The sequence below is a fragment of the Devosia chinhatensis genome, from assembly GCF_000969445.1.
Taxonomy (GTDB): Bacteria; Pseudomonadota; Alphaproteobacteria; order Rhizobiales; family Devosiaceae; genus Devosia; species Devosia chinhatensis.
Genome location: NZ_JZEY01000054.1, coordinates 978,225 through 1,000,210, shown reverse-complemented (window position 1 = coordinate 1,000,210; position 21,986 = coordinate 978,225). Strand labels below are relative to the sequence as shown.

The 21,986-nt window shown below is 63.1% G+C and carries 16 protein-coding genes; 2 read left to right on the top strand and 14 right to left on the bottom strand.

Annotation, left to right across the window (positions count from 1 at the left end; genetic code table 11):
• Positions 1–6: 6 nt before the first annotated feature.
• From VE26_RS04805 to VE26_RS04785, 5 genes are all read right to left on the bottom strand, one after another.
• A complete protein-coding gene (locus VE26_RS04805; protein ID WP_046103981.1) occupies positions 7–1,878 on the bottom strand; it encodes an ABC transporter ATP-binding protein in 1,872 nt (623 codons plus the stop codon).
• A 21-nt stretch (positions 1,879–1,899) separates the two neighbouring features.
• On the bottom strand, positions 1,900–2,784 hold the full coding sequence (locus VE26_RS04800) for an ABC transporter permease (RefSeq protein WP_084619970.1): 885 nt from the start codon (positions 2,782–2,784) through the stop codon (positions 1,900–1,902).
• On the bottom strand, positions 2,784–3,719 hold the full coding sequence (locus VE26_RS04795; protein ID WP_046103980.1) for an ABC transporter permease: 936 nt from the start codon (positions 3,717–3,719) through the stop codon (positions 2,784–2,786). Before VE26_RS04795 ends, VE26_RS04800 begins: the two co-directional genes overlap by 1 nt.
• 61 nt (positions 3,720–3,780) lie before the next feature.
• Positions 3,781–6,297 (bottom strand): hypothetical protein, encoded by a 2,517-nt coding sequence (locus VE26_RS04790; RefSeq protein ID WP_152658713.1) that lies wholly within the window; start codon positions 6,295–6,297, stop codon positions 3,781–3,783.
• Positions 6,298–6,434: 137 nt separating this feature from the next.
• Complete coding sequence (locus VE26_RS04785) at positions 6,435–8,027, bottom strand: ABC transporter substrate-binding protein (RefSeq protein WP_160297800.1); 1,593 nt, start codon at positions 8,025–8,027, stop codon at positions 6,435–6,437.
• Positions 8,028–8,325: 298 nt separating this feature from the next.
• Between VE26_RS04785 and VE26_RS04780 the strand changes: the two genes are divergently transcribed.
• Entirely contained in the window at positions 8,326–10,512 is a 2,187-nt protein-coding gene (locus VE26_RS04780; protein ID WP_052715670.1) for an alpha-amylase family protein, read from the top strand.
• Between the two features lie 49 nt (positions 10,513–10,561).
• Here VE26_RS04780 and VE26_RS04775 read toward each other — a convergent pair whose 3' ends face one another.
• Genes VE26_RS04775 through VE26_RS04755 form a run of 5 tightly spaced genes read right to left on the bottom strand, consistent with a single transcriptional unit; the run spans position 10,562 to position 17,079 of the window.
• Entirely contained in the window at positions 10,562–12,169 is a 1,608-nt protein-coding gene (locus tag VE26_RS04775; protein ID WP_046103977.1) for an ABC transporter substrate-binding protein, read from the bottom strand.
• Between the two features lie 24 nt (positions 12,170–12,193).
• Positions 12,194–13,306 carry a mandelate racemase/muconate lactonizing enzyme family protein gene (locus VE26_RS04770; RefSeq protein ID WP_052715669.1) on the bottom strand — a complete coding sequence of 371 codons (1,113 nt, stop codon included), beginning with the start codon at positions 13,304–13,306 and terminating at the stop codon, positions 12,194–12,196.
• Between the two features lie 34 nt (positions 13,307–13,340).
• Positions 13,341–14,816 (bottom strand): NAD-dependent succinate-semialdehyde dehydrogenase, encoded by a 1,476-nt coding sequence (locus VE26_RS04765; protein ID WP_046103976.1) that lies wholly within the window; start codon positions 14,814–14,816, stop codon positions 13,341–13,343.
• Between the two features lie 8 nt (positions 14,817–14,824).
• Positions 14,825–16,057, bottom strand: coding sequence for an iron-containing alcohol dehydrogenase (locus VE26_RS04760; protein ID WP_046103975.1), 1,233 nt, complete (start codon positions 16,055–16,057; stop codon positions 14,825–14,827).
• Entirely contained in the window at positions 16,054–17,079 is a 1,026-nt protein-coding gene (locus tag VE26_RS04755) for an Ldh family oxidoreductase (protein WP_046103974.1), read from the bottom strand. Before VE26_RS04755 ends, VE26_RS04760 begins: the two co-directional genes overlap by 4 nt.
• Before the next feature lie 91 nt (positions 17,080–17,170).
• Between VE26_RS04755 and VE26_RS04750 the strand changes: the two genes are divergently transcribed.
• A complete protein-coding gene (locus tag VE26_RS04750; RefSeq protein WP_046105024.1) occupies positions 17,171–17,860 on the top strand; it encodes a GntR family transcriptional regulator in 690 nt (229 codons plus the stop codon).
• A gap of 46 nt (positions 17,861–17,906) precedes the next feature.
• Here the strand turns inward: VE26_RS04750 and VE26_RS04745 are convergent, their stop codons facing one another.
• From VE26_RS04745 to VE26_RS04730, 4 genes are read right to left on the bottom strand one after another with little or no spacing between them, the layout of a single operon-like run.
• The gene (locus VE26_RS04745; protein ID WP_046103973.1) at positions 17,907–18,992 is read right to left on the bottom strand and encodes an ABC transporter ATP-binding protein; all 1,086 of its coding nucleotides are present in this window, start codon (positions 18,990–18,992) and stop codon (positions 17,907–17,909) included.
• Complete coding sequence (locus VE26_RS04740) at positions 18,993–20,234, bottom strand: AGE family epimerase/isomerase (protein ID WP_046103972.1); 1,242 nt, start codon at positions 20,232–20,234, stop codon at positions 18,993–18,995.
• A complete protein-coding gene (locus tag VE26_RS04735) occupies positions 20,231–21,094 on the bottom strand; it encodes a carbohydrate ABC transporter permease (protein WP_052715668.1) in 864 nt (287 codons plus the stop codon). Before VE26_RS04735 ends, VE26_RS04740 begins: the two co-directional genes overlap by 4 nt.
• Positions 21,091–21,978 carry a carbohydrate ABC transporter permease gene (locus VE26_RS04730; RefSeq protein ID WP_046103971.1) on the bottom strand — a complete coding sequence of 296 codons (888 nt, stop codon included), beginning with the start codon at positions 21,976–21,978 and terminating at the stop codon, positions 21,091–21,093. The genes VE26_RS04735 and VE26_RS04730 overlap by 4 nt, the downstream gene beginning before the upstream one ends.
• Positions 21,979–21,986 lie beyond the last annotated feature (8 nt).

The following is a 21,986-nucleotide window of genomic DNA, read 5'->3' as shown; positions in this document are numbered from 1 at the left end:
AAGTCCCTAGACCTTCCAGTTCTCGTCCCAGTCCTGCACTACATGGCCCGGTGACACCGTCGTATAGGTCCGTTCGGGCGGCACGAAGTCGGCGGGCCGTATGGGGCTCTTGATCTCGTCGGCGACCACCTGCCGCAGCTGGTTGCGGCGCGACGGATCGGGGATCGGCACGGCGGCGATCAATCGCTTGGTATAGGGATGCTGCGGGTTCTTGAAGACGGCTGCCGCCGGTCCCATCTCGACGATTTCCCCCAGATACATTACCGCGACCTTATGGCTCATTCGCTCCACGACGGCCATGTCATGCGAGATGAAAAGGTAGGAGAGCCCGTACTTCTGCTGCAGGTCGAGCAGCAGATTGACAACCTGCGCCTTGATCGAGACATCGAGGCCGGACACGGATTCGTCGGCGACGATGACCTTGGGTTCGAGCGAAAGCGCCCGGGCGACGCAGATGCGCTGCCGCTGCCCGCCCGAGAATTGCGCCGGATAGCGATTGGCCACGTCGGGGTCGAGACCCACCTGCTCGAGCAATTCGGCCACCTTGGCCCGCGCTTGCTGCCGCGTGCCCAGCTTGTGGGTCAGGTAGGGCTCGGCAACGGCCTCACCCACGCGAATGCGCGGATTGAGGCTGGCAAAAGGGTCCTGGAAGATCATCTGGATATTGCGGCGCATGTCGCGCATGCGATCGCGATCCATCGCCATGATATCCTGGCCGTCGATGCTGATCTGTCCGCTCTGCGGCTCGGTCAGCCGCATGATCGCCCGCCCGGTGGTCGACTTGCCACAACCGGACTCGCCCACCAGCGACAGCGTCTCGCCGGCCATGAGGTCGAAGGACACGTTTTCCACCGCATGCACCCGACCATGGACTTTGCCGAAAAAGCTGGCGCCTAGGTCGAAGCGCTTGACGAGGTTTTTCACCGAAAGCACTGGTGGGCTTTGGTGATCCACCGTATCCGGTCGCGGCTCGGACACGCGCAACACGCCCGTCTTGCGGTCGACCACCGAGAAGTGCTCAGGCTGGCCATTGCCCTTCATCGACCCCAGGCGCGGCACCGCTGCGATAAGGGTCTTGGTGTAGCTGCTCTGGGCCGCATTGAAGATCTGGTCGGTAGACCCCTGCTCCACCACCTGCCCGCCCAGCATCACCACGGTGCGGTCGGCAATCTCGGCCACCACGCCCATGTCGTGGGTGATGAAGAGCACGCCCATGCCCTCTTCCTGCTGCAACTGTTTGATCAGCTGCAGGATCTGGGCCTGAATGGTCACGTCCAGCGCCGTCGTCGGCTCGTCGGCGATCAGCAATTGCGGCTTGCAGGCGAGCGCCATGGCGATCATCACGCGCTGGCGCATGCCGCCCGAGAGGTTATGCGGCAATTCGTTGGCGCGGGCCTTGGCGGCGGGAATACGCACCTTCTCGAGCATGCGGACGGCCTCGGCCTGGGCGGCCGCCCCTTCCATCTGGCCGTGGATCACCAGCGTCTCGGCGATCTGGTTGCCGACGGTCGCCAGCGGATTGAGGCTGGTGAGGGCCTCCTGGAAGATCATGCCGATCTGCCGCCCGCGCACTTCGCGCATCTGCGGCTCGGGCAGCGTCAGCAATTCCCGCCCGCTCAGCTTCACCGAGCCGCGCAGGCGGCTGGATGTGGGGTCGAGAAGGCGCATGATCGACAGGGCCGTTACGCTCTTGCCCGAACCGGACTCGCCCACAACGCAGAGGGTTTCGCGCGCACCGATCTCGAAGGATATGCCTTTGACGATCTCGATCCAGCCCGTCTTGGTCTGGAACGAGGTCTTGAGGTCGCTCACGGCCAGGACCGGCTCGGTCGTCGGCGGGGTTGGAACAGAGGCTTTATCGAAGCCGAGGTCACTCATCTATGGGCTCCTTGGCTTGGATTACTGCGAGGTGGAGGGATCGAGCGCATCGCGCACGGCATCGCCCACCAGGTTGAACGCCAGGACCACGAGGGTGATGGCGGCACCGGCGCCGATGATCGGCCAGGGAGAGCCGAAAATGTTATTGAGGCCGTCCTTGATGATATTGCCCCAGCTCGGGTTGGGCGCCTGGGTGCCGATGCCCAGAAAGCTCAGCGACGCCTCGAGGCGGATGGCCGAGGCCACCCACAGCATCATCAGCACCACGATGGGCGCCATGATGTTGGGAATGATGTGCCGGAAGATGATCACCGGCGTCCGCACACCCATCGAAATGGCGGCCTCCACATAGGGCTCGTGCTTGACCGACAGGGTCTGGGCGCGCGCCACGCGGGCAAAGCCGGGCACGAAGGCGATGGTGATGACGATGATGACGTTCCAGAAGCCGCCGCCGAGAACAGCCGCGATCATGATGGCGAGCAGCAGTTCGGGGAAGGCCAGCAACAGGTCGACGACCCGGGAGATCACGCGGTCGACGATACCGCCGAAATATCCCGCGACCACGCCCAGCGTACCCCCGATTATGGCGGCGCAGAATGGAGAGATAAGGCCGAAGATCAATGAATTGCGCGAGCCGTAGATCATGCGGGAGAGCACGTCGCGGCCGAACTGGTCTGTGCCCAGCCAGTTTTCCCAGCTTGGCGTCCGGTTGATCTTGAGCATGGACTGGGTCAGCGGATCATAGGGCGCCAGCAGTGGCGCGAAGACCGCCACGAACACCAGCGCCAGGATGATGAAGACCGCAACGATGGTGCCGGGGCGGCCCAGGATGACGTCGCGGATGCTGCGGAAAATGCTGGGTTCGGGCGCCAGCTGATGGGGTGACGGTTCAGAGATTACGGTCATCACTTCATCCTAATACGAGGATCTACGACGATGTAGAGGAGGTCCATCAGCAGGTTGATGACCACGACGAACATGGCGAACACGACGACACCGCCCTGGATGACGGCATAGTCGCGCTCGGCGATGGCGCTGATCAGCAGCTTGCCGATACCGGGCCGGTTGAAGACCATTTCGATAGCCACCGAGCCCGACAGCGTCGCCAGCGTACTGAGGCCAAGGCCGGTGGTCAGCGGCAGGAGCGCATTGCGCAGCCCGTGCCGGTAGATGACCCGGCTTTCCTTGGCGCCCTTGGCGCGGGCGGTCCGCACATAGTCGCGGCTCAGCACTTCGAGCAGTGACGTTCGGGTCAACCGGCCGATAAAGGCCGCCTTGACGAAGGCTAGGGTCAGCGCCGGCAGGAACACGTGATACATGCGGCTGGCAAAATCGGTGCCCCCGCCATTGATCGGGAACCAGCCCAGATTGAGGGCGAAGGTGATGAGCAGCAGCGCCCCGAGATAGAAGTCGGGGATGGCGTAGCCGATCAGCGAGAACACCCGCACGCCGCTATCGGGCAGCTTGTTGCGGTTGGTGGCCGCCAGCACGCCCAGCGGCACGCCCGCCAGGATGCCCATCAGCATCGCCACCACGGTCAGCTCGATTGTGAAGGGCAGGTTGTAGAGGATGAGGCCAACCACGTTCTGGTTGCTCATCATCGAATTGCCCAGGTCGAGCGTGAACACGCCTTTGACGAAGTTGATGAATTGCAGCCACAACGGGTCGTTGAGGCCCATCCGGTCGCGGAACAGGGCCAATTGCTCGGGAGTGGCCATGTCGCCGAGCGCGGCGATGGCCGGGTCGCCCGGCAGAATGCGCATGGCAATGAAGACCAGCAGCAAGACAAGGAACACGGTGGGCACCGCGTCTGCCAGCCTGAGTAACAAATATCTCGCCAATCTCACCTCCCACCGATTGTCGGCGCAGGCCGCCGCAGGATGCGCGGCGACCCTTCATTGTTCATCGTTGCATCACTGTGAAGTACGGCTCATTGGCCAGGTCCGGCGCCAGGCCGGGGATGAGCGTGGATTGCCCATTCTGGCGCAGGCTGACGAAGTACTGCAGGTGAAAGTCCGATTTTGTATATTCGGCCGGGATCGTGGCGGTGTAGCCGCCCCTTTCGGCCTGCATGGGCATGGATTGCCAGCGCTCCGCCTGATTGATGTGGCGGTAATGCAGCACGGGCGCGTCCTCGGCCTCGACCTCGATGCGGATAGGCAGAGGCTCGCCACCGGCAAAGACTGCCGTCGGCGCCGAGGCGTCCGGCTGCGCGCGGGTCGGTCGATGGCCCTTGAGCGCGGCGATCGCCTTGGCCAGAGCCGGCGTCCCCGCCACCGATTCCGTACCTCCAAAACCGCGCAGCGCTTCAAGATCGAGCAGTTCGGCCTGCATTTCGGGCAACCGGCTGTGCCAGGAGCCGCGCAGCCAGGATTGCGGTCCGTAGGTGAGGTCGTCGTGATAGAGCTCGCGTGACACCGCCGCCAACCGCTCCCAGGCCAGCACGGCGTTGCGGGCGTGGCCGAGCATTGGCTCGATCAGTTCCGACGCCTTGGTGGCGATGAAAAGTTCGGCCCAGCAGGCAGCCCTGAATTTCTGGGCAAAATGGCGCGCCATGCCACCCAGGATCTCCACATCGGCCAGGATGCGCTGCGGCTCGGCCCGGTTGTAATCGGGTGACGAGCGCGCCGTGCTCAGCGCGGTCTCGCAACCTGCGGCCATGTCGTCGAGCCAGTCGGCCACGTCGAGCGGCGTGTAGCGGTGACTGGACTTGCCGGCCAGAAGCAGCTCGGCAAATTCGCGGGGCGACGCGAACAGCGCCGAGTCGAAGGTCGGCGCATTGCCGAACCGGGTGGGACCGTCCATGTCGAAGCCATAGGCGCGCTTGCCCGAGCCTTCGATGAGGCCGAGATTGGTGTAGATTTCGGGCCAGTAATGGTTGTTGGATGCCGACGGACCGTGTGCGAGCGTCACGAGCGGCAGCACGCGGCTGGCCCAGGAAAGCCCTTTTTCGCAGGCCTCGGCCAGATCGCCGCATTCGCGCTCCAGCCAGCGCATCCAGCTCTGCCGCGGCGCTTCGGGATTATAGAGCAGCCGCCCCCAGACACGGTATTGATAATCGTATTTCCGCCAGTCCTGGCGCGTCGCATAGCCATGCCGCTTGTAGTTGAAACGCTGGCCCGGCATGCCCGTGCCCATGCGACCCTTGAAGCTCTGCGGCTCGCACCATTCCACCCCGTCGGACCCGGCGAACATCGAGCTTCTGCCATAGCCTGCGGCAAAGACCGGATCGCCCCAGAGCAGCACGCGCTGCGTGCCGGCCCAGATGCGGTAGATGACCTTGTAATCCTTGTCGCGCGTCAGCAGGTCGCCATAGGAATAGCGCAGGAACTTGCGCGATCCTTCGCTCAGCTGCTCACGTTCGCTCTTGGCGCTTTCAGGCGGGTATTCCTTGTCGCGGATCGCCGACTGGTGATAGGGCGGGCCCATATGCTCGGCCAGATATTTCGGCGAGGCAGCCACCGGCATGCCTGAGCGACGGGCAATGTCGATCATCTTGTGATCGAGCCCCTTGCCGTGCATGTCGATCTCGACAGGCCGGCCGGCTGCGGCGACCCCGGCAAAGGCTTCTTCCCAAAAGCCGTATTCGCCCTCGGCAATGCCGCCCTCGACATGCACCCGGAAGGTGAGGCCGGTAATTTCGGGCACGTGGCGCAACAGCGCGGTGATCGCGTCGCGGCAATAGGGCGCCAGATTCTCTTCTGTGACGCCGCGCACGGTGTAATTGGCGCGGGGTACGTCGTCGAAATCATAGCGTTGCGTCCACAGCGCCAGCTGGAACTCCAGCCCTCGGCGCGCGCATTCGCGGCCGATGAAAGCCAGCATGTCCAGGTTATGATCGCGCTCTTCCGCGCTCAGTTCCTTGACGTCGATGCCATAGCCATCCATCGCGAGGAGGAACGGATAGGGGAAATAGAAGTAGACGTCGCTGATCCAAGGATTGTGGTAAGGGTAGTTGTAGCCCATGCCCAGGGTCAGCGCGAAGCGGTTGAACCGGTTGGAGGCCAGCATGGTCAGGTAATCCCGCCATTGCTGCTTGTCGTAATACCAGAGCTTGTCTTCTTCCTCGGCGCAGAACAGTCGCGCCATTGAGCGAATGCGGGCCGTGGGCTGTTCCACCAGCGGAAATGTCCCTTCGAACAGGTCCTCGCCCTGCCCGGTACGCACCCGGTCGGCCAGTTCGGTCAGCGCATAGACCAGACCGCGCGTGTCAAAACCCCAGGCCAGAATATGATCGCCGGAGCGCTCCAGCGCCATGGCCTCGGCCCGTGGCGGAAACGCCGCCCCTGCCCCCGGCTGGGCCTTCATGCCTGCGCCGGCTACCTCGACAACAATGCCGCCCAATGGCTCGGCACCGATCTGGACGGTCACGTCGCGCTGCCGCAAGGCCTGCGCCAGTTCCTGGGCGGCCCAGGCCACGGACCCCTCCACATCGCCCAGCTGGGGCGGGATTACGATTGAAACATGCTTCGGCGCAGTCATTTCCTAAGTGCCTTCCGGTCCTGTATTCTGAAGGTCCCGGGGCATGCCCCCCGGGACCAGGCTCCTTGAAATGCCTAGACGAAAGCGGCTTGCGACAGCGGCCAGTTCACGTAGCCGGATTCAACCTCGAACCCGAGATCGACCTTGTTGGACCGCACCATCATGAAGCCGTTATTGGAGACCGGCAGGATGACCGCGTCGGTCAGCGCCTTGACCTCGATCTCCTGAACGATGGCGATGCGCTTCTCGAGGTCCGGCTCGGCCAGGGCCTGGTTCAGCAGGTCGTCGATGCCCGGAATGGTCACGCCATAATGGCTCATGTTCGAGCCGCCGCTGCCATCGGCCTTCACTTCTGCCTCGGCAGCCAGATAGGTCAGGATGACCTGGGTCGGTACGGGAGGCATGGCCGAGGATTGCTGGCTGAGAATGTTGGTGCCCACGTTCTGGTCGGCGTGGAAGGCGGTGTGGTCCTTGATGTTGAGTTCCATATTGACGTTGATGCGCCGCAACTGGTCCTGGATCATCAGCATGATGGCCGAGAAATCCTCGCGCTGGGACGTGTCGTTGGTGAAGCTCAGGCCATTGGGGAAACCAGCCTCCGCCAGCAGGGCCTTGGCTTTTTCGGGGTCGTAATTGTAGGCGATTTCGGCCGGAATGGTTTCGGCGGTAAAGCCACCCGGGAACGAGGGCGGATTGAGCCCATAGGTGCGCTTGGAGATCGGCGCGATGGCCGAGGTGATCTCGTCGCGGTCGATGCCGTAGAACAGGGCCTGGCGCACGCGAATATCGTCGAATGGCGGCTTGGTCAGGTTGAACTGGATGGTGAAGAAGCTGCCCGGGCTCACGACGTCGAAGATGAGGTTGGGGTCGCGCTGCGCCATGGAATCGGCCCAGCCGGGGGCCCGGACGCCCTCGATGATCTGCACGTCGCCTGAAAGCAGGGCCAGCGTGCGCGCCGTGGTGTCGGCAATATACATCAGCTGCAGTCGCGGCGTGGCGGCCGGAGTATCCCAGTAATCGGGATTGGCCGTCAGGATCAGACCTTGCGAGGGGTCCGTTGCCACCGAATCGAGCATATAGACTCCCGTACCGATCGGATCGGTGCCGATGGCCTCGTCGCCTTTCTCCTCGATCGCCTTCTTGCTCATGATGCCGGCGTCATAGTCGCTGAGCGCGCCGAGCAGGAACAGCGGGTCGGGCTGATCGAGATTGAAGATCACCGTGTAAGGGCCGTCCGTTTCGACGCTGGCGATATTGGTGAACTTGGCCCGGACACCGCCGACCCGTGGAGCGTCGGTCGCCCGGTCGAACGTGTACTTGACGTCTTCGGACGTCATTTCCCCATAGCCCTTGTGGAACTGCACGCCCTCCCGCAGCTGGATGGTCCAGGTCTTGGAATCTTCCGAACCCTGCCAGCTGGTGGCCAAGCGCGGCACCAGATCGTCCTGCGTGTCGGGGAAGCGCCAGCGCGGCAGATCGACCAGCTTGTCGTAGAGGGCGATGATCGCCCAATTGTCGACGCCCTGGATGGACTGGTGCGGATCGATGGTCCGCAGGCCGCGCGCCGCGAAGCCGACACGAAGAGTGTCGCTGCCCTGCGCGAACGCCTTGCCCGTCATGACCGATGTCAGGCTCAGACCAGCCATGGTCGCGGCAGCACCAGCCAAGAAATGTCTTCTAGAAACCTGCATGTTCAACCTCCCGTTGCGAGCCGTTGCTCCTGCCGTCCTTCACCCTTGCGATGCGATGCTCGAACATGCAGATGCCACGTATCCGGCGACGGTAGCGCCCGTGAAAAAAATGGGTCAAGGCAAGCCACTTGGCGTTTTCCGCATGGTGGAAGTCTCCCCCGAAACGGCGTCTCGAACTTCCGCATCGCGGAAAGCAGCGGCGCTGGGGGATTGGCTGCGGAGAAGTTTGCGCTAGGCCTCCGTGCTGAACGCCAGCATCAAGTGGAGGACATCGATGAGCGCCGAACCGTGGTATAGAACGACACTGCGCTGGGGGCAGACCAATCTGGTTGAATGCGACCCCGAGCGCTATGACGCCCAGTTCTGGCGCGAGCATTGGCGCAGGACGCGCGTCCAGGGCATCATCGTCAATGCTGGCGGCATCGTCGCCTATTATCCGTCCAAGTTTCCGCTGCACCATCGCGCCGAAAAGCTGGGCGACCGCGATCTTTATGGCGACATCGTCAAGTTGGCGCGGGAAGATGGCATCCGTGTCGTGGCCCGCATGGATTCCAATCGAGTGGCTCAGGATTTCTACGAAGAGCATCCCGACTGGATCTGCCGCAATGCCGATGGCAGCCCGCATAAGGAAGCCGAAAAATACATCACCTGCATAGGCTCGGCCTATTACAGCGAATACCTGCCCTCGGTGATGGAGGAGATCATCGAACGCAGCCAGCCCGATGGTTTCTCGGACAATTCCTGGGCCGGCCTGCCACGCACGCACATCTGCTATTGCGACAATTGCAAGACCCAGTTCCAGGACTATGCCGGCAAGGCGCTGCCCGAGGCCCATGACTGGGACAAGGAAAACTACCGCGACTGGGTGCGCTGGAATTTCACCCGCCGCACCGAATTGTGGAAGCTGAACAATCGCGTCACCCGCAAGGCCGGTGGCGAGGATTGCGTCTGGTCGGGCATGATCGGCGGCGAGACGCTCTACAATTCGGCACGCTTCATCGATCTGCAGCAGATCATGCCCGAAGCGGCCATCGTCATGCTCGACCACCAGCGGCGCAATCCGCATGACGGGTTTGAACAGAATACCGAGGCGGGCAAGCGCCTGCACGAGCTGGCCGGATGGGACAAGCTGATCCCCGAATCCACGCCGCAATACCAGCTTGGCGGGCCGGCATTCCGCCTGGCCTCCATGCCGGCCTCCGAAGTACGCCTCTGGGCGACATCTGGTTTTGCCGGGGGCATCCAGCCCTGGTGGCACCATATCGGCTCGTCGCACGAAGACCGTCGCCAATATCAGACCGCCGAGCCGCTCTTCACCTGGCACGAGGCCAATCAGGACATTCTGGTCAACCGCACCCTCACGCCGGATGTCGGCATTGTCTGGTCGCAGCAGAACCAGGATTATTTCGGACGCGATTTCGGTCGGTTCGCCGCCGGCACCAAGACCATGGCGCCCTATCGCGGCGCGGTCAAAGCCATGGATCGCCACGGCATTCCCTATGTGCCGCTGCATGCCGACGACATCGCCAAGTCCATTGACCGTTTCTCGGTCATCATCCTGCCCAATGTCGGCGGGCTGAGCGACGAGCAGGTCAAGGGCATCGAAAGCTTCGTGGCTGCAGGCGGTTCGGTGATCGCCACGGGCGAGACCTCGATCGCAACCCAATATGGCGATCCGCGCGGCGACTTCGCGCTGGCCGACCTGTTCGGCGTCCATCGCGCGGAGGGCGATACCGGTGGCGAAGGCCCGCCGGACCACAATATCGAAACCCACGCCCGGCACAGCTATCTGCGCCTCACGCCTGAGAACCGCGCCGGCGTCTATGGGCCGTCCGACAAGACCGCGCCGGAAGCGGGCGGCGAACGCCATGCGCTTCTCGCAGGCCTCGAGGGTACCGACACCCTGCCCTTCGGCGGCTACCTGCCCTTCGTTCGGGCCGACGCGGGCACCGAGGTGCTGGCCACTTTCATTCCGGATTTTCCGATCTATCCGCCGGAAACCTCGTGGATGCGCGAGCCCTATTCGGACCACCCTGCCATCACGGCACGCATATCGGCTCAGGGTGGCAAGCTCGTCTGGTTCGCGGCCGACCTCGATCGCTGCTTTGCCCGCGACGAGCAGTTCGAGCATGCGCTGCTGCTGGCCAATGCGGTGCGCTGGGCGCTCGATGACAAGGCAAAGGTCACGCTCGAGGGCACGCATGGCATCATCACGGCCGAGCTCTACGAACAGGGCGAACGTCAGGTGCTGCATCTCAACAATCGCCTCCTTCTGTCTCGTGTGCCGGGCCGCCAATACGACCTGGTGCCGATCGGGCCCATCACGGTGCGCCTGCGCACGAAGGGCTCGTCGGTCGATCTGCGCGTCGCCGGCAAGAGCGTCGCCGCCAGCCGCGAGGGCGACAATCTCGTCTTCATCATCGAGGACATCCTCGATCACGAAGTCGTCGTCGTCAGCTAATGGATATGGGAAGCAGGAGCCGGCGCACCCGAGGGTGCGCCGGCTTTTCTCATGCCGTGCGCCTGGCCTTGTTGAGCGGCCAATAGGCATAGCCACCCTCGACGGGAAAGCCGAGATCGACGCGCGGATTGCGGGCGATCACATAGCTCAGCGTGATGATCCCCATGATCGGCAGATCGGTCAGGAGCTTCTTCTCGATCTCCTTGACCAGCGCCGTGCGCTTTTCGAAATCGGGTTCGTCCTGCGCCTCGCTCAGCAGATCGTCGATGCCGGGCATGGCCACGCCGTAATGGCTGAAATTGCCCTGCCCCGTTCCATCGGCCTTGACCTCGGCGCCGGCCGAAACCTGCTGCAGGAACACGTTGAGCGGCACGGGCCCATAGCTCGAGGAATTGAGCGGCATGCCGTTCTTGTCGACGCGGTTTTCGGCGTGGAAGGCCGTGTGGTCGATGATATCGAGCGCCAGCGTGATCCCTGCCGTGCGCAGCTGTTCCTGGATCATCAGCATGATCGCGGCATAGTCTTCCCGCTGGCTGGTATAGCAGGGGATTTCGACGCCGTTGGGGAAGCCCGCCTCGGCCAACAGCGCCTTGGCCTTTTCCGGATCGTAATTGTACTGCAGTTCTGGCGGCAGTTCTTCCTTGGTCACCGATCCCTGGAACTCGGACGCGATGATGCCCACCATCGGCTTGGCCAATGGCCCATAGGCGGAGGCCAGCGCCTCGTTGTCGATGGCATAGCGGATGGCCTGGCGCACGCGGATATCGTCGAGCGGCGCCCGCGTCAGGTTGAGATGCAGCATGTTGAAGCTGCCCGGCACCGTCGCATCGAAGATCGTATCGGCCGAACGCTGCTGCATGGACGGAATCCAGCCCGGCGAGCGCACGCCCTCGATCATGTCCACCTGGCCCGAGGCAAAGGCCAGGGTGCGGGCCGTCGTGTCGGCGATGAACGATACGATGAGCTTGGGCGTGGCCGGCTGCTCGCCGAAATGCTCGGGGAAGGCCACGAGCGTGATGCCCGTCGTCTCGTTGACGCTCTCGACTTGGTAGGACCCAGTGCCGATCGGATCGCGATTGAAGTCCTCGCCCTTTTCCTCGAAGGCCTTCTTGCTCAGGATCGAGGCCGGCAGCGTGGAAATGGCCGAGCCGTTGAACAGCGGATCGGGGCGCTTGAGCGTGAACACCACCGTATAGGCGTCGGGCGCCTCGACCGAGGCGATATTGTTGAAGGTGACCTTGCCGCCGGTGACGATTTCGGGGTCGAGATGCCGGCCGAAGGTGAACAGCACGTCTTCCGACGTCATCTCGCCATAGCCTTTGTGGAATTGCACGCCCTGGCGGAGCGTATAGGTCCAGGTCTTGGCGTCTTCCGAACTTTCCCAGCTTTCGGCAAGGCTGGGTTCGAACTCCTCGGGGCGCGTGGCGAACTTGCCGTCCGGATTGCGCGCCAGGGTGTTGAACACCTGGTAGATCGCCCAATTGTCACCGCCGGTGAGGCCGGTCTGCTGGGGGTTGACCCCGGTGGGGGCGCGGGCGGCCAGCGCGATGGTCAGCACGTCCTCCTGCGCTAAGGCTGCGGGTATGTGCAGGCCAATGCCTGCGGCGGCGCTGGCGGCACCGGCATTGATCAGGAATTGTCGTCTCGACAGGGCCATAAGGTTCTCCTCCCTTGTGTGGCGTCATGCGGAAATCGGTATGCTTCTCCGCTTCAATTGTTCGGCGTCGAACTGCGCTCCCAGGCCGGGGCCGGTGGGCAGGTGGAACAAGCCGTCCCTGGGTTCGGACGGATTGGTGAAGATGGAGCCCGCACGCTCCCAGCCATCGGCAAGCTCTACCGGCTTGTTCAGGTGCATGATGGTGGAGAGGACGTGCAGATTGGCCAGGTGCCCCAGCGACGGCTGGGTCTGGTGAGGCACGAGGTCGACACCATGGGCATAGGCAATGGCCGCGCATTGCATGATGCCGGTAATGCCGCCCATCTTGACGATATCGGGCTGCACCATGCGCACGCCGGCATTGATCAGGTCCTTGAGGCCCTGGAGCGTATAGGTCTGCTCGCCTGCCGAGACCGTGATGTCGAGCCGCTGAGCCACCTCGCCCATCGCCGACACATGATAATGCTGCACCGGCTCCTCGAACCAGGCGAAACCGAGGTCTTCGAGCGCCCGGCCGACGCGGATGGCGCCGCCGACCGAATAGCCGTTATTGGCGTCGAACCCGAGCACGAAGTCGTCGCCCAAAGCCTTGCGCACGGCCTTGGCCTTGGCAATATCGCCGGGAATATCGACGTCGAGCTTGGTGCGGTCGCCGTCCCAGCGGATCTTGACCGCCGCCGGCTTTTCCTTGGCCACACGGCGCTCGACCACCTCGACCACCTGGTCGACACTGCGCCAGGCATTGCCGCCCACCGAGGCGTAGCAGGTCAGGCTCTCGCGCCAGGCCCCGCCCAGCAGCTTGTGGACCGGCTGGCCGAACAGCTTGCCCTTGAGGTCCCACAGAGCAATGTCGAGCGCGGCCAGCGCGGCGGTCGTTGCCCCCTCCGGGCCGAGCTTGACGCATTTGTGGTAGAGCGTGTCGAGCAGCACCGCATGATCGAGCGCATCCTTGCCGATCAGGAATGGCGCCATGTCATGGGCGATGATGATCAGCGAGGCCAGGCCCCCCTGCATCGGCGACGCCTCGCCCATCCCGAATTGTCCGTCCTCGGTTTCGATGCGGACGAAAGCCGACCGATTGTTCGGCTTGCTTTCATCGAACGTCACCTGAAACGTCTCGACCTTGGTAATCTTCACTGCACGCTCCTCCTTCGTGCCGTGAAAGCTGGGGTCACCAGCTCACGGCGATATATTTGGTTTCACAGAACTCCATGATGCCGTGGTGCGCGCCTTCCCGGCCGAGACCACTTTGCTTGACGCCGCCGAACGGCGCCGCGGGGTCTGACACAAGCCCCCGGTTGAGACCGACCATGCCGCTTTCGAGACGCTCGGAAACCCGCATGCCGCGACCGATATCGCGGGTGAACACATAGGCGATCAGCCCATATTCGGTGTCGTTGGCCGCTGCGACGACCTCGTCCTCGGTGTCGAAGCCGGTAATGGCGGCAACGGGGCCGAAGATTTCCTCGTTCATGATCCTGGCATGAGCCGGCACGCCCGTCATAACGGTTGGCAGGAAATAGAAGCCCTCCCCGCCCGAGGCCTTGCCCCCGGCCAGCACTTCTGCTCCGTTCGAGACCGCGTCTTCGACCAGACCGCCGATGCGCTCCACAGCATCCTGGTTGATCAGCGGACCGCACTGGGTCTTGGGATCGTAGCCCGCACCCACCTTGAGAGCCGCCATGCGTTCGGTCAGACCCTTGGCAAAGGCGTCGCGGATGCCGTTCTGGACATAGAACCGATTGGCAGCGGTACACGCCTCGCCGCCATTACGCATCTTGGCGACCATGGCGCCGTCCAGGGCAGCCTCGAGATCGGCGTCGTCGAAAACGATGAAAGGGGCATTGCCGCCCAGTTCCATCGAACTGGAGATCACGGTGTCGGCGGCTTCGCGCAGCAGCTTGCGCCCCACCTCGGTCGAGCCGGTGAAGGAGAGCTTGCGCACACGGCTGTCGTGCAGCATGGCGCTGACGGTCGCCCCGGCGCGCGAGGTGGTCACCACGTTCACCACCCCTGCGGGCACGCCGGCCTCACGGTAGATGTCGGCCAGTACATAGGCGGTCAGCGGCGTTTCCGTCGCCGGCTTGAGAATGACGGTACAGCCCGCGGCCAGCGCCGGCGCAATCTTGCGGGTCGCCATCGCAGCCGGGAAATTCCACGGCGTCACCAGGACCGCGATCCCGATGGGCTGGTGCTCGACGACGATCTTGTTGGCGCCGCTTGGCGCGGTATAGATGTCGCCATTGAGACGAACGGCTTCTTCGGAAAACCAGCGGAAGAATTCGGCCGCATAGGTGACCTCGCCCTTGGCGTCGGTCAGTGACTTGCCGTTTTCGAGGCTGATCAGCTCGGCCAGCATGTCGCGCTTTTCGATCATCAGCTCGAAACAGCGCCGGAGAATTTCTCCGCGCTGGCGCGGTGCCGTCATCTTCCAGCCCTCGGCGGCCTTCCCTGCGGCTGCCACGGCCTGCATCGCGTCCTCGATGCTTGCATCGGCCACGCTGGTAATGACCTTGCCGGTCGAGGGGTCGAGCACGTCGATCCGCTTGCCGCCATCGGCAGGCCGCCAGGTGCCGTCGATCCAGAGATCGGCGGGAAGCCCTGCCGGGTCGAAACTCAATCCTTCAAAAGGGGCTGTCTTGTTCATCTTCTATCCTATGCAGAGCGCCCGAGCGCGGTGCGATCGCCGACAAAGGCGGCGTTGACGAGCATGGCCATGCTTGCCGGGTCGAGGGGACGTGGATTGTTCTTGACGAGGCGCGTCGCCCCCATGGCTGCTTGCGCGATCCAGTCCAGCTGGTTTTCGGTGATGCCCAGGTCACGCAGCGAACCGGGAATGCCGATGGCGGCGAAGAGATCGGTCACTGCGTCGATAGCCGCGTCCGCGCTGGCCGCTTGGCTCAGTCCGCCGCCAACGCCCATGGCGTCGGCGATCTGGGCCATTTGCGGCTCGGCATGCGACTTGTTGAACGCCATCACGAAGGGCAGCATGACCGCCACCCCCATGCCATGCGGGGTGTGAGTGAGCGCCCCCACAGGATATTGCACGGCGTGAGCGGCAGCCGTGCCGGCCGTGCCGAAGGCCAAGCCCGCCAGGGTCGATCCCATCATCAGATTGTTGCGCGCCAGCACGTCGCTGCCATCCCGGCAGGCTGTTTCAAGGCTGCCCGAAACCAGACGGATGGCCTCGAGCGCATGCTGGTCGGAGAAGGTATTCTTGCCTACAAAAACATGCTCATGGACGGTGTTCGCGTCCACGGACCGGCGCAGATTGGTGAACGCCTCGATGGCGTGGGTCAGCGCATCGGCGCCCGAGAAGGCCGTGAGGCCACTGGGGCACGAGTAGGTTAGTTCGGGGTCGCAGATGGCGGTATGCGGGATCAGATGCGGGCTAGCAATGCCGACCTTCACCGCGCGATCTGGATCGGAAACGACGGCTACCGGCGTGACTTCAGAGCCGGTGCCCGACGTCGTGGGGATGGCGATCAGCGGCAGGATGGGCCCGGGGACCTTGAATTCCCCGTAATAGTCCGATGGCGTTCCACCATGGCTGAGCAGCAGTGCGATGATCTTGGCGGCGTCGAGACAGCTGCCGCCGCCGATGCCGATAACGAGGTCGGCGCCGAGTGCCTTCCCCGCCTCCAGGCCTTCGAGGATGCACGAGGCCGGCAGTTCTGCAATCGTGCCCGAAAAGACCGCAACGTCGACATGGGCCGCTTCGAGAGCTTGCATCAGGTCGAGGAATTGCGCATCGGCGGCCAGCCGCTCATCGGTCACGATCAGGGCCTTGCGGCCCAATGCTGCAGCGTAGCCGGGGAGCGCGGCGCGCTGACCGGCGCCGAACACCAGGTTTCTCGGCAATCGGGACACGGCAAAAATAGGGGTCATGACGTCACCTGTTCGGCAGTCGGCGCGCCTTGCGCCAGGTGCTGAATGCGCTGCCAGACCGCGTCGGCGATCGGGACGCCGCTCGCCATGCGCTCGGCCCTCTTGGCCCTGCCGCGCTCGCCCGGCACAAGCACACGATCGAACCCCGATGCGGGCACGGCTGCGCGGATCAGCTCCAGATAGGCCGACAAGCCTGCGGTCTTCGGACCATCGATGACAATGAACACATCGCCCTTGTTGCAGGGATGGACGGCGTCCAGCGTCCCATGCACATCCGTTCCCAGTGCCGCGCCGGACAAGGCGCTGACGAGCAGTTCGAAGGCCAGTCCCAGTGCATAGCCCTTGGCATCGCCGAACGGGGCGATAGCGCCCGCCTTGGCGGCCTGCGGGTCCGTTGTCGGATCGCCCCGGGCGTCGAGCGCCCAATCGGGCGGGATGGCTTCGCCACGATTGGCATAGTCGTGGATCTCGCCCATCGACACCCGGCTGGTCGCGGTATCCATGACGAAGGGATCCGCCTCGCCGGTCGGCACTGCTATCGAAATGGGATTGGTGCCCAGCATGGCATGGCGTCCGCCCCAGGGATGGACCAGCGCCTCGCTGGTGGACAGCACAATGGCCGCCTGCCCGTCTCGAGCGATGCGCTCGGTATACCAGGCCAGCATCCCCAGATGCTGCGAATTTCTGATCGCTGCCAGTGCAATGCCTGTCTCGCGTGCCCGCGCCGTCACCGCGTCCAGTGCCGCATTGGCGACCACCGGCCCCAGCCCGTTTTCGCCATCGACCAAGAGGTAGCTGCTGCCGCGCCATTCCTGTGTGCCGGTCGCCTTCGGATCTATGAGGCCCGCTGCCAGGCGTTCGGCAAGCCGGTCCAGCCGCAACAGCCCATGGGACGGTACGCCTCGCAGGTCAGCGTCCAGCCAGAGGTCGACTTGTAGCCTTGCGTTTTCCGCAGGCACGCCCGCCCGAACGAGCGCTCGTTCGGCAGTCTGGCGGGCTTCACTTTCGGCAACAATCGGCACGATATAAAATCCGATCGGATATATGATTGAACGAGCCGGACTATGGTGCTATCGAATGGACACGTCAATAGACAACATGGATTGGGACCCGATGGTCTTCGGCGAGAAGCGACCCGGACATTCACTGCCCCTCAAGCGCCCGACGCGCCTGGGCGAGGAAGTCTACAACGCTATCTATGCCCAGCTGATGTCGCGCGAAATCGCCCCTGGCGGCCGCATCTCGGTTGACCGGCTGGTGCGCGAACTCGGCGTGTCGCAGACCCCGATCCGCGAAGCCCTGTCGCGACTGGAAGCGGAGGGGCTGGTGGTCAAGACCCATCTCATTGGCTACAGCGCCGCCAACCAGATGGACAGCTCCCGCCTTGAACAGCTCTACGAACTGCGCCTGCTGCTCGAGCCGCACGCCGCTGCCCGCGCCGCGCTCACCATGACGGATGACGCGCGCGCCACCCTCTCCAAACTGGCCGCGGAAATGGAGGCTGGCGGTGATGAACCCGTCGCAGAGGCTTACGGCCGGTTCGCGCAGCTTGACGGGCAGTTCCACGATCTCATCGCCCATGCCGGCGGCAATGAACTCATCCAGGAGACACTGGCGAGCCTGCACACCCATGTGCATCTCTTCCGCCTGTTCTACCACGCCCGGGTCACCAGCGACGCCATCTCGGAACATCGGGCGATCATCGCGGCGATGCAGGCGCGCGATGCCGACGCGGCCCGCCAGTCCATGCGTATTCACATCGAACGCTCGCGGGATCGCTTTATGAAGGCTTTCGCACCCTGAACGCTAACAGTCTGCTAGCGCCAGGGGTCGAGATGCTAGCCGAAAGTCACGCCTTGGCCGCGTCCAGCCGCACGCCCGTCGCCGTGTCGAAGAGATGCGCCGACCCGGCTTCGACCGCCAGCCGGATGGCGTCACCTGGGCCCGCCATCAGCCTCTGGCGCAGCAGCACCGACACCCGATCCTGCCCCAGCTGAACCACAACGAACGTCTCCGATCCGGTCGGCTCGATACTGGCGATAACGCCCTCGAGCCCGCCTTCTCCGGCTGCAAGTGTCAGATGTTCCGGGCGAATTCCCAGCGTTACGGCGCGGCCATCGAAGACGGCATTGCCCCGGCCGACCGGTAGCTTCGTGCCGCTCTCTGTCTCGAGAAACACCGCGTCCCCCGCCACCCTGATCGTGCCTTCGAGGAAGTTCATGGCGGGTGAACCGATGAAGCTGCCGACGAACATATTTGCAGGAAAATCATAGAGATCGAGCGGTGTTCCAATCTGTTCCACCACCCCGCCGCGCATCACCACGATCAGATCCGCCATGGTCATGGCCTCGATCTGATCATGCGTCACATAGATGGTCGTCGTCTTGAACCGGGCATGCATGTCCTTGAGCTCTGCCCGCATCTGCACCCGCAGCTTGGCATCGAGGTTGGACAAAGGCTCGTCGAACAGAAAGACCTGCGGCTGGCGAACGATGGCGCGCCCCATGGCCACGCGCTGCCGCTGGCCGCCCGAGAGCTGCTTGGGAAAGCGGTGCAGATAGTCGCTGAGGCCCAGGATCCGAGCGGCTTCGGCAACCCGCTGGTCGATCTCCGCCTTGGGCTGGCGGGCCAGACGCAGCGAAAAACCCATGTTCTCCGCGATGGTCATATGCGGATAGAGCGCATAATTCTGGAACACCATGGCAATGTCGCGGTGCTTGGGTTCCACGTCGTTGATGACCCGATCTCCGATGGAAATCTCGCCCCGATCAATGTCTTCCAGCCCGGCGATCATGCGCAGCAGCGTCGACTTCCCGCATCCCGAAGGCCCCACGAGCACCACGAAGGCGCCGTCGGGAACCTCGATGTTGACGTCGCGGATGATGTCTGTAGGCCCGAAGGACTTGGCCACATTGCGGATATCTACAGCAGCCATTCAAGCACCTGTTTTCGAAAGCAGAAACCGGCCTGCGTCGAGACGCTGGGCCACGTTGATGGCCGCCAGCAGGCTGAGGCCGGTGTGATAGCCCGGATCGAGATCGGGCGTTGCGGGGACGTAATCGACGGGGCCGTCCTCGGTCATGGTCTGGTAGGCCAGTGGCGGCTTGTCGCGCCAGAACGTGCCGAAGAAAGCCTGATGCGCCTTGCGCCACACATCGAGCACACGCTCGTCGCCCGTGCGCTCGTAGCAGAGCGCCGCCGCACGGATGGTCTCGGGCAAGGACCACCAGGGGCAATAGGGGCTCAACGGTTCGCGCGTGGCCGTCGAAACAGTCAGCCTGATGCCGGGACCTGTGAACCCTGCATTGAAAGAGGCGATCAAAACAGCCTGTAATTGCTCGACCAGTGCTGCAGGCGCATCGGGCGGGAGATAATCGAAGGCGAAACCGACAAGCTCTATCCCGTGCCCGACATTGCACTCATCCCCGCCGGGCACGTTGCGCAAAAGCCTGGATGCGGGATCGAAATGTCTGTCGAGAACATGCGAGACAAGTCGATCGGCAAAGCCCGCCGCCTCGGGTTTGCCGATGCGGTGCAACAAGCCGGCGGCGCCGATCATGATCATGCGCGGCCCGATGTCGTCGGGTTCGGCTGCCACGCTATCGGCCGATAGCAGCCGCCGCTCATCCATCTGGAATCGCTTGCCCTCGATGGCAGCGACCAGATGCTCGATCTGAGCGAGGTAGGCCGGGAGGCGCTGGGCATCGTAGCGCGCCGCCGCCGCGATCAGTCCCTTGAGGAAGAAGATATCGCTATAGGTGTAAATGTCACCCGGAGCTGCTTGGAGGGTAACGCCTTCGCCCGACGCAATCACCGGCCGAAGATCTGCGTCGTAGCAGAAGTAGCCGTGCCCGTCTCGCGCCCACAATCTGCGCAGCACACCGAACAACGCCCTACCTGCTTCGTCGAGGCGACGTGCCAGATCTGGATCGGTATCGGCAAAGAAGGCGGCATGGGTCACAAGGGCTTCAAGGCCTCTGCCCTGTATCCAACCATAGGTGTAGTTGGGTCCGCGTAAGCCATCCGCTGGCGTGTAATCGGCGAGCGTGATGCTGTTCTGCTTGCTGTTGAGGAAACCTTCGCCCAGCCTGCCTCGGTCCAGCAGCCAGTGCAGACTGGCAGCATTGGCCCGACCGTACAGCTTGCCAGCATCGGCGATGAAGGAATTGTCGCTCATTCCTTGAGACCTGTGCTGGCGACGCCCTGCACGAAATTACGCCGCAGGATGACGAAAAGGGTGATTGAGGGGATCAGCACAAGTGCTGAAGCCGCACTGAGCCTTCCAAGATCGACCGTGAAGCCGGTCTGGAACAGCGCCAGGCCTACTTCGATCGTGTACGCTTCGCGGTTCGTGGCGACGATCATAGGCCAGGCAAAGGCCGTCCAAGCCTGGAAGAATGCCAGAACACCCAGCGCACCCAGTGCGCCCCGAAGAAGCGGCAGGACGATGCGGAAGAAAATCCAGAGCTCACCCGCGCCATCGATGCGGGCCGCCTCGATCAGCTCATCGGGAATGGAATGAATGACGTTCTGCCGGATCAAGAAGATGCCGAAGCTCATGACCAGATAGCCCAGCAATAGCCCCCAGAGGCTATTGAGGATACCCAGGCTTTGCGCCTGAAAGTAGAGGGGGATCATGTAAACCTCGAACGGCACGATGGCCGTAGCAAGGATCAGGGCGAACACGACGTTCAGCGAGCGATAGCGGAACTTGGCAAGGATATATCCGGCGATCGATGACGTCGCCAGGATGGCCAGCGTTGAAAGTACCGCGAACAGGATGCTGTTGAGAATCCAGCGCAGGAGCGGGGTGTCCTGAAGAACGGCCGCAAAATTGTCGACCGTGGGATTTGCAGGAATGATCGTGGGAGGCCAGGCCAGCATTTCCTGCGGTGTCTTAAACCCGTTGGACACGAGAAAGACCAGAGGCAGCAGCATCAGGAGGCTGAACGTCATCAGCACCACGTCAATGCCGCGGTCGACGATCATGCGCCGCATCTTGCGGCTCTTGCCGCTTTGCGAAACGTTGCGTGTCATGCCCGACCCCTTTCGCGCAGCAGGGAGAACTGGATGAGTGTCAGCACAAGAACGATCAGCAACAGCACCACGGCTTCGGAGGCCGCATAGCCTACCCGATAATTGCGGAAGCTGTTTTCGAGCATGTCGAGCACAAGCACCCGCACCTGACGGCCCGGCGCGCCCTGCGCATCGGAAGCCAGGACAAAAGCTTGAGCGTAGACATTAAAGCCAGACACGAGCGTGACCACCGACACGTAGAGCGTGATCGGCTTCAGCATCGGGATGGACAGGAACCAGAACGATTGAGTACCCGATGCGCCATCCAGTTTTGCAGCCTCATAGAGCGAAACAGGCAGGCTTTTGAATCCGACGAGATAAATAAGAACGGCATAGCCAAGTGCCTGCCACGAACACAGCACGATGACGCTGATGATCGACAAGGTGGGATCGAAGAGCCAGGCCTGAGGTTGGATGCCGAAAAAGCTCAGAAGGGCGTTGAGCGGCCCGAGCCGGGCATCGAAGATCCACTTCCACGCCATGGCGGCCGGCACCAGCGACACCACATGCGGCAAAAAGATCGCCGTCTCGTAAAAGCCCGAGGCCCGCGAGCGCGTTCGGTAGTGAATGAGCGCGGCGAGAACCATGGCCGTCGGGATGGTAATGGCGAGGACGCCGAACGCGATAATCGTCGTGTTGAGCAGGGCCTCGTGGAACAGGCGATCACCCATCAGTTCCTGGAAATTAGCCAGGCCGATAAAGGGCTTGTTCTTCGAAAGTATGTCCCATTTGTGCAGGCTGAGACGCAATGTTTCGACGATTGGAAACATGCGCAGCCAGGCGAAGATCGCCAGCGTGGGCAGGATGGCGAGCATGGCAAAGAGCCATCTCTTGCGCCGCAGCATTGTATTCT

What these genes read in the sequence shown, in the direction of transcription:
- VE26_RS04760 (WP_046103975.1), bottom strand. Translation starts at nt 16,057, where the DNA reads ATGACCCCTATTTTTGCCGTGTCCCGATTGCCGAGAAACCTGGTGTTC.
- VE26_RS04740 (WP_046103972.1), bottom strand. Translation starts at nt 20,234, where the DNA reads ATGAGCGACAATTCCTTCATCGCCGATGCTGGCAAGCTGTACGGTCGG.
- VE26_RS04775 (WP_046103977.1), bottom strand. Translation starts at nt 12,169, where the DNA reads ATGGCCCTGTCGAGACGACAATTCCTGATCAATGCCGGTGCCGCCAGC.
- VE26_RS04765 (WP_046103976.1), bottom strand. Translation starts at nt 14,816, where the DNA reads ATGAACAAGACAGCCCCTTTTGAAGGATTGAGTTTCGACCCGGCAGGG.
- VE26_RS04800 (WP_084619970.1), bottom strand. Translation starts at nt 2,784, where the DNA reads ATGACCGTAATCTCTGAACCGTCACCCCATCAGCTGGCGCCCGAACCC.
- VE26_RS04805 (WP_046103981.1), bottom strand. Translation starts at nt 1,878, where the DNA reads ATGAGTGACCTCGGCTTCGATAAAGCCTCTGTTCCAACCCCGCCGACG.
- VE26_RS04750 (WP_046105024.1), top strand. Translation starts at nt 17,171, where the DNA reads ATGGTCTTCGGCGAGAAGCGACCCGGACATTCACTGCCCCTCAAGCGC.
- VE26_RS04735 (WP_052715668.1), bottom strand. Translation starts at nt 21,094, where the DNA reads ATGACACGCAACGTTTCGCAAAGCGGCAAGAGCCGCAAGATGCGGCGC.
- VE26_RS04730 (WP_046103971.1), bottom strand. Translation starts at nt 21,978, where the DNA reads ATGCTGCGGCGCAAGAGATGGCTCTTTGCCATGCTCGCCATCCTGCCC.
- VE26_RS04780 (WP_052715670.1), top strand. Translation starts at nt 8,326, where the DNA reads ATGAGCGCCGAACCGTGGTATAGAACGACACTGCGCTGGGGGCAGACC.
- VE26_RS04745 (WP_046103973.1), bottom strand. Translation starts at nt 18,992, where the DNA reads ATGGCTGCTGTAGATATCCGCAATGTGGCCAAGTCCTTCGGGCCTACA.